Below are 14856 nucleotides of genomic sequence, written 5' to 3' on the forward strand. Positions count from 1 at the left end.
CCACAGCACAATGAGGTAGATGATGCACGTACGCCTTGTTTGCGCCGCCCTGTTGAGCCTTGCGCTGATGGCCTGTACCAAGGCGCAGCCAACGCAGGATACTGCGCCCATTCCCCCGGTTGAGCCTTGCCCATTTGTGTACGTCTACGCCCCTGGCAACTACATTGTAGATATTGCCAGCGGCTCGGAAGTGATTCTTGACCCCGGCGTACAGGAGTTTGATCTTTTCTGCTCACCTGGCGAAGCACGGGCGGCTGTTAATGAAGCAGTGCGGCTCGGTGTTCTGACCGAGGGCGACTGGCGCATCTACCGGCTTGAAGGCTCTATGGAAGAGATCGGCCAACGGCAGCGCAACAACCAGCATACCCTCACCCGCATGACTCAGATTGTGGACTGGGTGGCTGAAGGTTTCTAAACGCTGCATATGAATGAAATGCGAAAGCTCCGGGCATTTTCCATGTCCGGAGCTTTTTTGTCTGCACTGGCAATATGGGCTCAGTTTTTGCGAAACACCATGGTCATCATATTGCCCCAGAACGGCGGCGACATCCCTTCCGGTTCATCCCCCCTATTTCTGGCTTCAATGGCCTTGTACAACGTCTGAACGTCTCTGGGCGGGTCTGCGTATGGGGTTTCTTCATAAAAGAAGGTCTGCCCGGCCGTGACGCAACCCTGCGCAGCAAATTCTGCCGCCAGCGACTGCGGCGTGTAGCCCACGCAATCACACGGGGTCAAACTGAAGCGGAATTTGTTGCGGTAGACCTGATGGCAAAACGCTTCCATGTTGGGCTGCGCGGTCACGTACACATGGCCGCCAGGTGCAAGCAGGGAAGCCGCCTTGCTGAAAAAGCTGCGCGGCGCATGCACATACTGCAATACGCCGCGAAAAATAATCAGATCGTAACCGGGGGCTAAGTCCAGATCTGGAAAATATCCCTCCCGGACAGGATACCGCTGCGCAGCCTTCAAAGCCGCTTCATGGCCAAATTCCACCCCGCTGCACTCGTGCCCGGCAGCGGCAAACCAGTCCAGAAACAGGCCATCCGCACAGCCCACATCCAGCACCCTGGCCCCGGGTTTCAGAAATTGCGCAATATACGCATAGTCCACCGCATACATGCGCTGCCGCAGGGCGCACTCCTCTTCCACTGCACTATGTTCACGGTTTTGATAGTCCTGCCAGTAGGCTGACAAACCCTCTGAGTTAAGTCGATGGTCGCAGTAGTACCCGCCGCAAGCGCACTTTTGCGCCATTACTCCCTCGCCAGCCTCATAGACTACCTGACTCTGTCTGCTGCCACAGACAGGACAGGCGTCAACACTTTCCAGATAGCGCCGTTCAAAAAACTCTTCTTCCATAATTCCCTCCTCAAAAACACTAAAGCTCCTCTGGCCTGCCTGTCCAGCATGTCTGCGAGAACTGGAGGCAGAAATCATGACGTGCAGAAAAATCGCATCTGCATGCAGCATGGAAGGTGTAAACGCATGGGCGCATCCTTCCATGTCAGGCAAGTATCGGTGAAAATGTAGGGAGATACAGCAAAAGCCCCGCAACGCGCAGGCAGGGCCTGATGCGGTGCGGGGCTTGATACGGTCAATGACAAGTGTGAAGTGATGGAGAAAACTTATGAACGGTAGTCAGAGTTCAGGGTCACGTATTCATGACCAAGGTCGGAAGCCTGGAAATTGTAGAAACCGGAACCGCCGCCCAGATCGATCTCCACCTGTACGTCCTTGGCCTTGAGCAGTTCGGCCAGGGCGTCTTCCTTGTCTTCATTGACAGGGCAGCCCAGACGGAAGCGCTCAATGCCGCACAGTTTCATGCTGACCCTGGAGGGGTCAAACTTTGCGCCGCTGTAGCCAACAGCCGTCACTATGCGGCCCCAGTTGGCATCGCCGCCGTAAATGGCGGTCTTTACCAGCTGTGAATGCCCCACGCTGCGCGCCACAGTGCGGGCATCGTCATCGCTGGCGGCGCCCGTCACGGTGATGTGGATAACCTTGCTGGCTCCTTCGCCATCCATAACCAGCATATGCGACACAGTGCCAAGGATATCGGTAAGTGCTTCTTCCAGCAGCGCCAGATCTGCCGCACTTTCAGCAGCAACGCCAGACGCGCCGTTGGCAAGGCCCAGGATGGTGTCGTTGGTGGAGGTATCGCCGTCAACGCTCACGCGGTTGAAGGTTTTCTCCACGGCACGGCCAAACATGGCCTGCCAGGGATCGCGCGCCACCTTGGCGTCAGTAAGCGCCACGCAGAGCATGGTTGCCATGTTAGGGCAGATCATGCCCGCGCCCTTGGCCATCACGGTAAGGCGCGCAGTGCCGCCTGCGAGCGTAACCTCGCGCATGGAAAATTTGGGAAAGGCATCCGTGGTCATAAAGGCTCGTGTAAAGCCCTCCGCATCTCGGGTGCCTATATTGCTGACCAGTTTGGGCACTGCATCAAGCCACAAATCCATCTTGAGATGCGCGCCCACAACGCCTGTAGAAAGGGGCAATATTTCATCGGCCTCAAGCCCGGTAAGGCCAGCCACCATAGCCTGCGTGGCGCGGCAGTTGGCAAGGCCCTCAGCGCCGGTGCAGGCGTTGGCCTGACCGGAATTAGCCAGAACAGCGCGGGCGGTGCCCCGGCTTGCCAGTATCTCCTGACACACCAGCACAGGGGCGGCTTTGAACAGGTTTTGGGTGAACATGCCCGCCAGCACGGCGGTTGTGTCTGAAACTATAATGCCAAGGTCGTCCCGGCCAGCCTTTTTGAAATTGGCAGCCGCAGCCCCAGCCCTGAAACCCTTTGGCAGATCGTCCTGCATCACCTACTCCATCACATCGTTGACTGTGCCGTGATGCCCCAACAGGGTGCGAAGCCTCACGCAATATAGCAAATCCAAGTTTCCGTTACAGCAGAATGCCCTTTTCTTGCCCTGCCAACAACAGCTAATTTCAGTGCCCGCCACAAGCAAGACGGGGGAGAAAGCTCACCGCTTCCTCCCCCGCTGTATAAAGCCTTGAGCGGCTAGGCCGCCAGGCTCAGATTATGTACGGCTCTTCTGGATTTCTTCGGCAATGGCCTGGGGCACGCGTTCGTAGTGATCGAACTGCATGGTGAAGGTGGCGCGGCCCTGAGTGCGCGAACGCAGGTCAGTGGCATAGCCGAACATGGCGGAAAGCGGCACCTGAGCGCGCACGCTCTGCGCGCCGCCAGCGCGGGCTTCCATGCTCTGCACGCGGCCACGGCGGCCATTGAGGTCGCCCATGACGTCGCCGAGGTATTCTTCAGGGGTAACCACTTCCACGTCCATGATGGGTTCGAGCAGCACAGGGGTAGCCTTGCGCATGCCGTCCTTGATGGCCATGGAGCCAGCCACGTAGAAGGCCTGTTCCGAGGAGTCGACTTCGTGGTACGAACCGAACACCAGGGTCACCTTCACGTCCACCACGGGGAAGCCAGCGAGCACACCGGACTTCAGGGCATCGTTAATACCCTTGTCCACAGCGGGGATGTATTCCTTGGGAATGACGCCGCCGGTGATGGCGTTTACGAACTGGTAACCGTTGCCGGGGTTGGGCTCAACGTCGATGACAACGTGACCGTACTGACCGCGACCACCAGACTGCTTGGCGTACTTGAGGTCCGACTTGGCAGGCTTGGAGATGGTTTCGCGGTAGGCAACCTGGGGCTTGCCCACGTTGGCGTTCACGCCGAATTCGCGGGTGAGGCGGTCAACGATGATTTCCAGATGCAGTTCGCCCATGCCGGCGATCAGGGTCTGGTTGGTTTCATCATCGCCCTTCACGCGGAACGAGGGGTCTTCCTTGGCCAGCTTGTTCAGAGCGGCGGAAAGAGCGTCGCGGTCGGCCTTGGTCTTGGGCTCGATGGCAACTTCGATAACCGGATCAGGAATGTTCAGCGATTCCAGAATGACTTCGCGCTTTTCGTCGCACAGGGTGTCGCCGGTGGAGGCGTTTTTCAGACCCACCAGAGCCACGATGTCGCCAGCGCCAGCCCATTTCACGTCTTCACGCTTGTTGGCGTGCATCTTCAGGATGCGGCCAATGCGTTCGCGCTTGCCGGTGTTGGCGTTGTACACGGTCATGCCGGATTCAAGGAAACCGGAGTAAATGCGGAAGAAGGACAAGTGACCGATGAAGGGGTCGGAGAAAAGCTTGAACACCAGACCGGCAAGGGGTTCCTTGTCGTCGCAATGGCATTCCACAATTTCTTCGGGCTTGCCGGCAATGTGGCCGGGCATGGGCGGGATGTCCACCGGAGAAGGCAGGTAGTCCACCACGGCGTCCAGCAGGGGCTGCACACCCATGTTGCGGAAGGCGGAACCCAGCAGCACCGGCACGATGTTGCGGGCAATGGTGGCCTTGCGGATGCAGGAAATGATTTCTTCTTCGGAAAGGGTCTCGCCGCCAAGGTACTTTTCGAGCAGGGCTTCGTCTTCCTCGGCCACGGCTTCCAGCATCTCGTGATGCTTTTCGTCGTAAAGATCCTTCATGTCGGCAGGCACGTCTTCAACGCTGAATTCCGCGCCCTTGGAGCTTTTGTCAAAACGGATGGCATGCCCGCGCACCAGATCCACCACGCCTTCAAATTTGTCTTCGCTGCCGATGGGCAACTGCAACGGCACGGCCTTGGCGCCAAGGCGGTCGTGAATCATCTCCACGCAGCGGAAGAAGTTGGCGCCGATACGGTCCATCTTGTTCACAAAGCAGATGCGGGGGACATTGTAGCGGTCAGCCTGACGCCACACGGTTTCAGACTGGGGTTCCACGCCGGCAACAGCGTCGAACACGCACACGGCACCGTCGAGCACGCGCAGCGAACGTTCCACTTCAATGGTGAAGTCCACGTGGCCGGGGGTGTCGATGATGTTAACGCGGCAGTCCTTCCAGAAGCAGGTGGTGGCGGCAGAGGTAATGGTAATGCCGCGTTCCTGTTCCTGCTCCATCCAGTCCATGGTGGAGGCGCCGTCGTGCGTTTCGCCGATCTTGTGGTTAACGCCGGTATAGAAAAGAATGCGTTCGGTGGTGGTAGTCTTGCCTGCGTCAATATGGGCCATAATGCCAATATTGCGCTGTTTGTTTACAGCAACGGTGCGGGACACGGTGTTTCCTCCATACTGCGGATGCGGTGTGGTGCAAAGCCGACGCCGCTTCCTTGCGGACGCGGCGTCGGGCTGAATTCAGATAAAAAACGGAAGGCCCTCTTACCAGCGGTAGTGAGCGAAAGCCTTGTTCGCGTCGGCCATGCGGTGCGTGTCTTCACGCTTTTTCACCGCGCCGCCGCGACCGTTGAAAGCATCCAGCAGTTCGGCGGAAAGTTTGGCAGTCATGCCTTTTTCACCGCGCGAACGGGCATAGTTGATAAGCCAGCGGATCGACAGGGAGACCTGACGTTCCGGGCGCACTTCCATGGGCACCTGGTAGGTGGCGCCGCCAACGCGGCGGGCCTTGACTTCCATGTGGGGCTTCACGTTGTCCAGGGCCTTTTCAAAGGCGCGCATGGGTTCTTCGCCCGTCTTTTCAGCCAGGGTCTCAAGGGAGCTGTAGAAAATCTTTTCGGCTGCACCCTTCTTGCCGTCGAACATAAGCCTGTTCACAAACTTGGTGACAAGGCGGCTGGAGTACAACGGATCGGGCAGCACTTCCCTCTTCGGGATAGGACCTTTACGGGGCATGGGGTTTCTCCTTCATGCTTGTTTTGCGGCGGCACCAAACCCCGCGGCGACCGGCGCTCCCCATGGGAAGCAGCCAGGCGGGCCGCATGGCACGCGCCGAAAGAATAAAACTACTTGGGACGCTTGGCGCCGTACTTGGAACGGCTCTTGCGACGATCGGCCACGCCGGACGTATCAAGGGTACCGCGCACGATGTGGTAACGGACACCGGGCAAGTCTTTTACACGACCGCCGCGGATGATGACCACGGAGTGTTCCTGAAGGTTGTGGCCTTCGCCGGGGATGTAGGCCGTAACTTCGATACCGTTGGTCAGGCGCACACGGGCGACCTTACGCAGAGCCGAGTTAGGCTTTTTCGGGGTGGTGGTGTAAACGCGGGTGCAAACGCCACGGCGCTGCGGGCAAGCCTGCAGGGCGGGGGTCTTCTTGCGCTTCACCACGGCCTTCCGCTCGATGCGGATAAGCTGGTTAATCGTGGGCATTATTTCCCTCCATATGGGATATTGCGCTCAAAAAAGAGCTTTTTGAACGACAGGACATAGCGTGTCCGCCGAGGCCTGTCAATAGGCAGGCCTCGGCGGACACGCGCACAAAAAAATTATTTTTATACCAAAGGCTGACAAAAAAACAAGCTGTTAGCCAACGGGCGGCATCAGTAAGTCCGTTTTAATGGGGCATGGAGCCTGAAAAAAAATGTATGACAAGCACGCCAAGCACAATCAGCCCGAGGCCAAGGCAGGCGGCAAGGTCAAGCTTCTGCCCAAAAACCAGCAAGCCCAGAAGCGAAACCAGCACAATGCCGATGCCGCTCCAGATGCCGTATGATATGCCCATGGGCACCACATTGAGCACCTTGGAAAGCAGGTAGAATGAAATACCGTAGCCGAGCAGCGAAGCAAGGGTGGGCAAAAGACGGCTCATACCCTCCGAATGCTTGAGGCAGGCTGTAGCCCCCACCTCGACCAGAATGGCCGCTCCAAGCTGAACATATGCCATTGCGGCAGAACTCATACCAACCTCTTTTGTATATCGGGGCAGTAGCGCCACCCGCAGGAACTGCGGCGCGGACAACAGGCAACCGCCCGCCGTCCGCGCCGCATATTCAGACCGGAAACCCCTTGGGGCGACAGCCGGTTATTCTTCGTTCAGGGCCTCGGCAAAGCGGGCGCGCAGAGCCTGCATTTTTTCCTTGGCGTCCAGCAGTTTTTCGGCGCGTTCGCGCTCGCGGGCCACCACGTCCGCAGGGGCGCGGCTCACAAAGCTCTCGTTGCTCAGCTTCATGTTCACGCCCACCACGTCTTTTTCAAGCTTGGCGATTTCCTTGTCCAGACGGGCAAGCTCGCCGTTCAGATCAACCGCGCCCTTGAGGGGCACGATAACCTGGCAGCCTTCCACCACCGCAGAGGCCGAAGCCTTGGGCGCGTGTACATCCGCGCCGATGGTGAGGGTTTCAAGCCGCGCCAGGGTGGTCATGCACTGACTGCTGGCCTCGAGCAGTTCGGCCTGAGCCGCGTCCACAGGGTGCAGCATGAGGCTGACCTTGTGGCTGGGGCTGATGCCAAGCTCGGCCTTGATGGTACGCACTGCCACAATGATACCCTGAATCAGCTCCATGCGACCAGCTTCCACCGGGCGCTGGCAGGCAGGGCGCGCTGCGGGATACAGCTCGCGGGCGATATCTGTGGCCTTTTTGCCAGCCGCCACGGGCAGCGCGGCCCATATTTCTGCGGTCACAAAGGGGACGATGGGATGCAGCAGCACCAGCAGCTCGCGCAGGGCCAGCCACAGCACATACTGGGCCTCGGCTTTGCGTTTGGGGTCTTCAGACTGCATGTCGGGCTTGATAAGCTCAAGATACCAGTCGCAGAATTCATTCCACAGGAATTTGTAACCCAACTGCGCCGCATCGTTGAAGCGGTAATCGGCCAGGGCCTTGTCCATGTCCTGCTTGACCACTTCAAGCCGGTGCAGCAGCCACTGGTGGTGCAGACCGGGAACAGCCTCGGGAGCCACAGGGGCCGGGGCTTCTTCCGGCAGGTTCATGAGGGCGAAGCGGGCCGCGTTCCAGAGCTTGTTCACAAAGTGGCGGTAGCCCTCGATGCGCTCCTCGGAAAGGCGGATGTCGCGCCCCATGGCGGCAAAGGCCGTCAGGGTAAAGCGCAGGGCATCGCAGCCGTATTTGTCGATCATTTCCAGCGGGTCAATAACATTGCCCGTGGATTTGGACATCTTGCGGCCAGAGGCATCGCGCACCAGGGCATGCAGGTACACGTCCTTGAACGGCACTTCGCCCATAAAGTGAATGCCCATCATCATCATGCGGGCCACCCAGAAGAACAGGATGTCAAAGCCCGTCACCAGCACCGAGGTGGGGTACCAGCGGCGCAGATCCTTGGTGTCTTCAGGCCAGCCCATGGTGGAGAAGGGCCACAGGGCGGAGGAGAACCACGTGTCCAGCACGTCTTCTTCCTGCTTCAGCGCGCCGCCGCACTTGGGGCAGACTGCGGGGGCTTCTTCGGCCACCACCAGCTCGCCGCACGATTCGCAGTTCCATGCCGGAATGCGGTGTCCCCACCATATCTGACGGCTGATGCACCAGTCGCGGATGTTATCAAGCCAGTGATAGTAGGTCTTGAGCCACGTTTCGGGAAAAATCTTGGTCATGCCGGGCACGGCGTCGCGCGCAGCAGGGGCCATCTTGGTGGCGGCCACAAACCATTGCGTGGAAACGTGCGGTTCAACCACCGTATGGCAACGGTAGCAATGGCCCACGGCGTGATCGATTTCCTCAATGCCCTCAAGCTGCCCGGCGGCTTCGATATCGGCCACGATGCGGGTGCGGCATTCTTCCTTGGCAAGGCCCGCATAGGCCCCGGCCTCGGCAGTCATGACGCCGTTTTCGTCAATGGCCTTGAGAAAAACGAGGTCGTGCTTCTTCCCCAGCATCCAGTCGTTATGGTCATGGCAGGGCGTCACCTTGAGCGCGCCTGTGCCGAATTCGCGGTCAACATAGGCATCGGCGATAATGGGGATCTCGCGCCCAAGCACGGGAACCACAGCCTTTTTGCCTATGAGGGCGGTGTAGCGCTCATCTTCGGGATGCACGCAGATGGCGGTATCGCCAGGGATGGTCTCGGGCCGGGTGGTAGCAATGGTGATATGCCCGCTGCCGTCGGCCAGTTGGTAGCGCACCTTCCACAACTTGCCCCGGCTCTGCTCGTGTTCCACTTCGTCATCGGCAAGAGCCGTGTGGCAGCGCGAGCACCAGTTGATGATGTAGTCGCCCTTGTAGATCAGCCCTTCATTATAGAGCTGCACAAAAACCTTGCGCACGGCGGCGGAGAGGCCTTCATCCATGGTGAAGCGCAGACGCGTCCAGTCCACGGAATCGCCAAGGGCGCGCGCCTGATCAAGAATGCGGTGGCCGTATTCATCGCGCCATTCCCACACCCGGTCGATAAAGGCTTCACGGCCCAGATCCTTGCGGCTCTTGCCTTCCTTGGCAAGGGCGCGTTCCACCACGTTCTGGGTGGCAATGCCCGCGTGGTCGGTGCCGGGCACCCAGAGCACGTTCTTGCCCTTCTGGCGGGCGTGACGGCAGAGCACGTCAATAAGTGTATGGTTGAGCGCATGCCCTATGTGCAGCGCGCCCGTGACGTTGGGCGGCGGAATGACAATGGAATACGGCTCGCCGGGAGCGTCCGGATCGGGCGTAAAGGTTTTGTCATCTTCCCAGTGCTTGCGCCACCGGGCTTCAACGTCATGGGGCTCATAGCCCTTGGGTAGCGTATCCGCCATCTTGCTTTCTCCATGAAAGGCGGCGATAATGCGGTATATGTTTGCCGCACAGCCAATCTGCATTTTATGGGACGCGTCCCACATCTGGGGCCTCATGGCCTGGCGCGCTGTTCGCGCGCTGGGACTGCCCTGCCGCCTGGTTAAGGGACAAGAAATAGCCGAAGGCGCGTATTTAGGCAAGCCGGGGGGCGTCAGCCCCAATGGCGGCCCGCAACAGAGCGGCGCGGGCGTACGCCTGCTGCTGGTTCCCGGCGGCAACGCAAGGCTCAAGGCTGCGGCCCTCGGCAAGAACGGGCGCGAGGCCGTGCGTCAGTGGGTGGAACGCGGCGGCAACTATCTGGGCTTTTGCGGTGGTTCCGGCCTTGCCCTGACCCACCCAAACCCAGACCACGGCCTGAATATCTGCCCCTGGGCGCGGGCCGCTTACCCTGAACGTCTGTACCATCTTATTTCCGGGCATGTGCGCGCCCACGTTGCCAGCGGGCATGAATTCTCGCCCCGCAGGCCTGCCGAGCCAGACAGACAGCCCGTGAACGGGCACAATGATACAGGCGCGACTGCCCCCCTGTGCCCCGGTGTTCGCCGCGCTGCCGCGCGACAGGCCCAGAGCGGAGCAGCTTCTGAAATATTTTCTCCCTCTCTTCCTGTCTGGTGGCCGGGGCGCTTTGCGCCGGAAAAAAACAACCACGTCACCGTGCTGGCCTCCTACGGTTCGCCGGATGCGGATTTCTGGCTGGCGGACCTGCCCCTGCAAAGCTTGCCCTCCAAGGTTTTTTCTCACTGGCGCGACCTTTACGGTCTGAACCTCTCGGCAGATTTTCTTGAAGGCCAGCCCATGGCCGTGACCGGAGCTTACGGGCAGGGGCAGTATGTGCTGAGCTATTCGCACCTTGAAACGCCGCACAGCCCCGACGCCAACGCGTGGCTGGCCCAGTTGCTGCGCAGCATGACAGGCCTTGAGCCAACGCGCGAAGATGTGCCCCTGTGGCAGCTGCGCCACCCCTGCGCTGCATGGCCAGAAGGTTCGGGCGGCCCCCTGCTGAGCGCCCTGCGCCACATGCGCGAGCTGCTTGATCTGGCAGTGGCCCACCATCTTTTCTTTGGGCGCACCCACTGGCTGTGGGGCTGGCGCACGGGCCTGCCCGGCGCGGCCTGCAACAACCTGCACGCGGCCCTGTGCACGGCGGCAAGCCTTGAACCGTCTGCGTCGGCGCTGGCCTACTGGCAGCAGGTGTCCCCGCGCTTTGCCAAGCTCGAAGGCCTGTTTGCCGCCGGGGCGGAAGATTATTTTCTGGCCTGCCGCCTTGCGGAAACACTCTCCCCCACAATGCCCGACGCCATTGACAAGCGCGGGCTTGACCACCAGCGCGAATCGCTGTTCGGTCACCCCATGAACGGCGGGGGCATTCTGGCAGAGCTGCTGGAAATGACCGAAGAGCTCGTCTACCTTTCCCAGACTTCCATCCCCTGCGATCTGGCCTGACTCCGCTGCAACCAACCTGGCGCGGCGTCATGCCCCGCCCGCCTCTGCGCGCCGCAAACGCTGGACGCCGGGGCCGCAAGCCGCTATGAGGGCTTTTTGCATCAACCTTCAAAGCCCAAGGCTCACATGTACGCATTTGATCTCGGCTGCGCCGCCTACCAGCGCGCCTTTGAAATACAAAAACAGGCGCAGGCTTACGTGCTTCAGGGCGGCGACGACATTCTGCTGCTTCTGGAGCATCCGCCCACCGTCACCCTTGGCAAAAACTCCGGCCAGGAGAATCTGCCTCCCAACCTCGCCAGCATTTGGGGTTCGGCTGTGGATGTTGTGCACAGCACGCGCGGCGGCAATATTACCTGCCATTTTCCCGGTCAGCTGGTGGCCTACCCTATCATCAACCTGAAAAAACGTTCCGGCGGCGTCCGGGCCTATGTAAATGATGTGGAAGAAACCGCCATCCGCACGGTACGGCGCTTTGGCATTGAAGCGGCCCGCAAGCCGGGTTTTCCCGGCGTATGGGTGGGCGGCAGCAAGATTGCCTCTCTGGGCATTGCCGTACAGCGCCACGTGACCCTGCACGGTCTGGCAATGAATGTGGACAGGGATCTTTCCCTCTTCAACATCATCACCCCATGCGGCCTTGATGGCGTGACCGCCACCTCGGTGCAGCGGGAACAGAACGGCGACCCGGCGACTATGGATGCTGTGAAAGCATGCTTTCTTGAAGCCTTTTGCGAGGTTTTCAGCCAGCCGCTGCCGCCCCTGCAATCGACGCAAGCCTGCGAAGCCCTGCTCGCGGGCCAACCGTAACGGGCATGCAGGACGGATCAAATCACCAGCCCAACACCAGTTCAGGCAATTTGCGGCATGACGCCGCAGGTGCCGCAGCAAGGACGAAACAGATGACCCAACCCGATTCTTCCGATAATTCCGGTTCTGCCAACGCCCCTCTGCGCAAGCCCGCATGGCTGCGCCGCCCGCTGGCCTCCGACAGGCGCTTTTTCACCACCTCCGCCCTGCTGAACGAGCAGGGGCTTTCCACCGTGTGCAAGGAGGCCAACTGCCCCAACCGGCAGGAATGCTTTTCTTCCGGCACGGCCACATTTCTGATTTTGGGTGAAACCTGTACGCGCAATTGCCGCTTCTGCAATATCCACCCCGGCCAGACCAGCGCCCCCGACCCCACGGAACCTCAGCGCGTGGCTCAGGCCGCCGTTACGCTGGGACTCAGGCATGTGGTTGTCACTTCTGTGACGCGTGACGATCTTGCGGACGGTGGTTCCGCCCAGTTTGCCGCCGTTATTCAGGCGCTCCGGCAGGCCCTGCCGCAGAGCAGTGTCGAGGTGCTTATCCCCGATTTTCAGGGCAACGCCGATGCCCTGCGCACGGTCATGGACGCCAAACCCCATATCATCAACCACAATGTGGAAACGCACCCCGCGCTCTATGCGCAGGTGCGCCCCCAAGCCGATTACGAGCAAAGCCTGGAACTGCTGCGCCGCGTGAATGACTGCGGCATGACGGCCAAAAGCGGCCTCATGGTGGGGCTGGGCGAAACAGACGCGCAGGTGCTTGAGGTGATCAAGGACCTGCACACCGTGGGCTGCTCCATTGTGACCATCGGCCAGTACCTGCCGCCCACAAGCCAGCACCACAAGCTTGACCGCTATGTGACGCCGGAACAGTTTGAAGAGTACGCCGCCTACGGTAAATCGCTGGGTTTGCGCCACGTGTTTTCCGGTCCGCTGGTGCGCAGCAGCTACCACGCAGCCAACTTTGCCTGATTGCGGGCCGGTCGCTGGCCAGCCTCTACCTGCCTCAACCGCGCAACCATAAAAAGCGGGCTTTGCTCCCCGGATCACTGCCGGAGAACAAAGCCCGCTTTTCGTTCCTCAAATTTCAGGACCCGGCTTAAACCATACCCAAGGCCTGAAAACCCCAGACAAAACCTGTCAGGGTAAAAATACTCAGCCCGTTGGCGACCACTGCCGTAAGGGCCGCTTCTTCCGGCACGGTGCTGTACACCTCGGCAATGACCGTCACCACCAGAGCCGTGGCCGTAGCGCTGACAATCACGCTGATTACGAGCCACAGGCCCGAAACACCCAAGGCCGCCAGCATGACCCAGCACAGCAGCGGGTGCAGAACCAGCTTGCAGAGAATAAACCACGTTTGCCGCGCAAAAGCGTGTCCGTGCGCCTGCCGCGTGGCCACCACCAGCTTTTGCCGCAAATCCAGCCCCAAAGCCAGCAGCATGCAGGGGGCCGCAGTGTAGCCCACAAGGCTCACCGCGCGGTCAAGCGGAGCCCACAACCCAAGCCCGGAGGCGGAAAGCGCTATGCCTGCCAGGGTCGAAAGCAGAATGGGGTTGCCAAGGATAAAAACCTTCAGAAGCTTGCCCACAAATTTCAGGGGATTGCCGCCGTCCCAGGCCAGCGATCCGGCCAGCGCATCCAGACGGGACTGCCCGATGATCATGACCACATTGGGCGTGAGGGTACACAGACCGGCAATGAGCATGGCTGTGGCATTGCCGGGGAACAGGTTGGACACGATGGGCAACCCCACAAAGGCGGCATTGCAGGCGGAACAGGAAAGCCCGGCAATGACGCCCGGCCCAACGCCGCGCCGACAAAAAATCCTGTCGCCCACATAGCCGATGCAATACACCACGAGCTGGGAGCCAAGAATGCCCCCCCAGAAAGCCCAATGGGCAAGATCCTTCAGGCTGGCCCCGGCCAGCAGGTGCAGAATCAGCAACGGCAGAGCCAGCTTGAGCACATAGATGCCAAGAACAGGGCCAGCGTTTTCGGGCAATACATCGCGACTGCGCAAAAGAACGCCCGCGCCAATAATCAGAAATACGGGCATGACGGCAAACAGCGCTTGAAACATAACAAACCTTTTCCATTCGGATGCGTTTTTCACCCACCGGCATACCCGGCTGGCGACGGCGAAACTATGGCGCGGCTTGTCCACCTTGTCCAGCAAAAACTGTTTGTTCGTTCAAACAGTTTTTAAGATGTATAATTACAGAATATTACAAAAATTATATCATCTGTTTCAAACAATTGCCAACCCTTTGCCAGAGGTTCGAACACGCCCGCTTTTCAGCCCAGCCTCACCCAAACCCGCAAACAGGCCATAAAAAAGCCCTCCGTCAATGACGAAGGGCTTTGCCAAACATTCAGCCGTTAAATACAGCCGAAAGAATCTGTCTTACTTTTTGGCCTTGGCAGCCTTGTCATCCTTGGGCGTTTCGGCCTTGGGGGCGGCGGCTTCCGGAGCCTTTTCAGCTTCGGGCGTCACAGACTTGAAATCAAGCTTCTGCTTGTTCACAAGTTCCAGCACTTCATTGGTCACATCGCTCTTGGAATCAAAAGCGGCGACAGCTTCAGTGCTGATAATGACGGCATAGCCCTTTTCAGTGCGATAGGTATTGATCACGCGCTGAATGGCATCATACAGCAGGTTTACAACATTCTGCTGTTCCACCTGCATGCGCTGCTGGGCAGACATGTAGACGGCCTGCAGTTCTTTCTGCGCTTCAGCGTCCTTGGGGTTGGCTTCCAGGCGCTGCTGGATGTCGTTAAGCTTGGTCTGCATGTCGCCCTGAAGGCTTTCAAGGAACTTCACGCCGGCCTTGCCAGGTTCGCTATCGCGCATCACGCGCGCCATATCCACCACCGCCACCTTGGGCTGGGCATTATTGTCGCCCTGTTGGCAGGCAAAAAGCATGAAGCTCAGCAGCAGAGCCAGCGGCATAAAAAAACGGATTCGCATGGTTGTGACCACTCCTCTAATAAATGCCGGGCATAGAGTTGGGGCTCGGCGTTGAAGAACATGTACGTTGTTTTTATAGGCACCACAACCATTTTTCGCTGAAAT

General features: G+C 59.4%; 13 protein-coding genes. 4 read left to right on the forward strand and 9 right to left on the reverse strand.

The genetic code is table 11. From position 1 onward, the window contains the following. The first annotated feature begins 19 nt into the window (after positions 1-19). A complete protein-coding gene (locus tag NE637_RS04755) occupies positions 20-415 on the forward strand; it encodes a DVU_2496 family lipoprotein (RefSeq protein ID WP_227118061.1) in 396 nt (131 codons plus the stop codon). Between the two features lie 80 nt (positions 416-495). Here the strand turns inward: NE637_RS04755 and NE637_RS04760 are convergent, their stop codons facing one another. From NE637_RS04760 to NE637_RS04790, 7 genes are all read right to left on the reverse strand, one after another. Further along, positions 496-1359, reverse strand: coding sequence for a class I SAM-dependent methyltransferase (locus tag NE637_RS04760; protein WP_227118060.1), 864 nt, complete (start codon positions 1357-1359; stop codon positions 496-498). Positions 1360-1625: 266 nt separating this feature from the next. Next, entirely contained in the window at positions 1626-2813 is a 1188-nt protein-coding gene (gene argJ / locus NE637_RS04765) for a bifunctional glutamate N-acetyltransferase/amino-acid acetyltransferase ArgJ (RefSeq protein WP_215648345.1), read from the reverse strand. Between the two features lie 222 nt (positions 2814-3035). Further along, positions 3036-5114 carry an elongation factor G gene (gene fusA, locus NE637_RS04770; protein WP_227118059.1) on the reverse strand — a complete coding sequence of 693 codons (2079 nt, stop codon included), beginning with the start codon at positions 5112-5114 and terminating at the stop codon, positions 3036-3038. Between the two features lie 102 nt (positions 5115-5216). Further along, entirely contained in the window at positions 5217-5687 is a 471-nt protein-coding gene (rpsG, locus tag NE637_RS04775; protein ID WP_192112713.1) for a 30S ribosomal protein S7, read from the reverse strand. A 110-nt stretch (positions 5688-5797) separates the two neighbouring features. Continuing rightward, positions 5798-6169, reverse strand: coding sequence for a 30S ribosomal protein S12 (rpsL, locus tag NE637_RS04780; RefSeq protein WP_008683436.1), 372 nt, complete (start codon positions 6167-6169; stop codon positions 5798-5800). A 184-nt stretch (positions 6170-6353) separates the two neighbouring features. Next, positions 6354-6683 (reverse strand): DMT family transporter, encoded by a 330-nt coding sequence (locus NE637_RS04785; RefSeq protein WP_366005759.1) that lies wholly within the window; start codon positions 6681-6683, stop codon positions 6354-6356. A gap of 138 nt (positions 6684-6821) precedes the next feature. After that, complete coding sequence (locus NE637_RS04790) at positions 6822-9485, reverse strand: valine--tRNA ligase (protein WP_227118058.1); 2664 nt, start codon at positions 9483-9485, stop codon at positions 6822-6824. A 28-nt stretch (positions 9486-9513) separates the two neighbouring features. Between NE637_RS04790 and NE637_RS04795 the strand changes: the two genes are divergently transcribed. The 3 genes from NE637_RS04795 (at position 9514) to lipA (ending at position 12752) form a co-directional block, all read left to right on the forward strand. Beyond that, positions 9514-10968, forward strand: coding sequence for a BPL-N domain-containing protein (locus tag NE637_RS04795; RefSeq protein WP_227118057.1), 1455 nt, complete (start codon positions 9514-9516; stop codon positions 10966-10968). Positions 10969-11094: 126 nt separating this feature from the next. After that, complete coding sequence (gene lipB / locus NE637_RS04800; protein WP_227118056.1) at positions 11095-11778, forward strand: lipoyl(octanoyl) transferase LipB; 684 nt, start codon at positions 11095-11097, stop codon at positions 11776-11778. Positions 11779-11870: 92 nt separating this feature from the next. Beyond that, positions 11871-12752 carry a lipoyl synthase gene (lipA, locus tag NE637_RS04805; RefSeq protein WP_227118055.1) on the forward strand — a complete coding sequence of 294 codons (882 nt, stop codon included), beginning with the start codon at positions 11871-11873 and terminating at the stop codon, positions 12750-12752. A gap of 127 nt (positions 12753-12879) precedes the next feature. On the opposite strand, the gene NE637_RS04810 is transcribed toward lipA, so the two are convergent. Both NE637_RS04810 and NE637_RS04815 read right to left on the reverse strand, forming a co-directional pair. Beyond that, positions 12880-13863: an AEC family transporter gene (locus tag NE637_RS04810; RefSeq protein ID WP_227118054.1), complete on the reverse strand. Its 984-nt coding sequence runs from the start codon at positions 13861-13863 to the stop codon at positions 12880-12882. A gap of 324 nt (positions 13864-14187) precedes the next feature. Then, positions 14188-14751 carry an OmpH/Skp family outer membrane protein gene (locus tag NE637_RS04815; protein ID WP_192112707.1) on the reverse strand — a complete coding sequence of 188 codons (564 nt, stop codon included), beginning with the start codon at positions 14749-14751 and terminating at the stop codon, positions 14188-14190. Positions 14752-14856: the final 105 nt, after the last annotated feature.

Origin of the sequence: Desulfovibrio desulfuricans (assembly GCF_024460775.1) — a bacterium.
Lineage (GTDB): Bacteria > Desulfobacterota > Desulfovibrionia > Desulfovibrionales > Desulfovibrionaceae > Desulfovibrio > Desulfovibrio desulfuricans_E.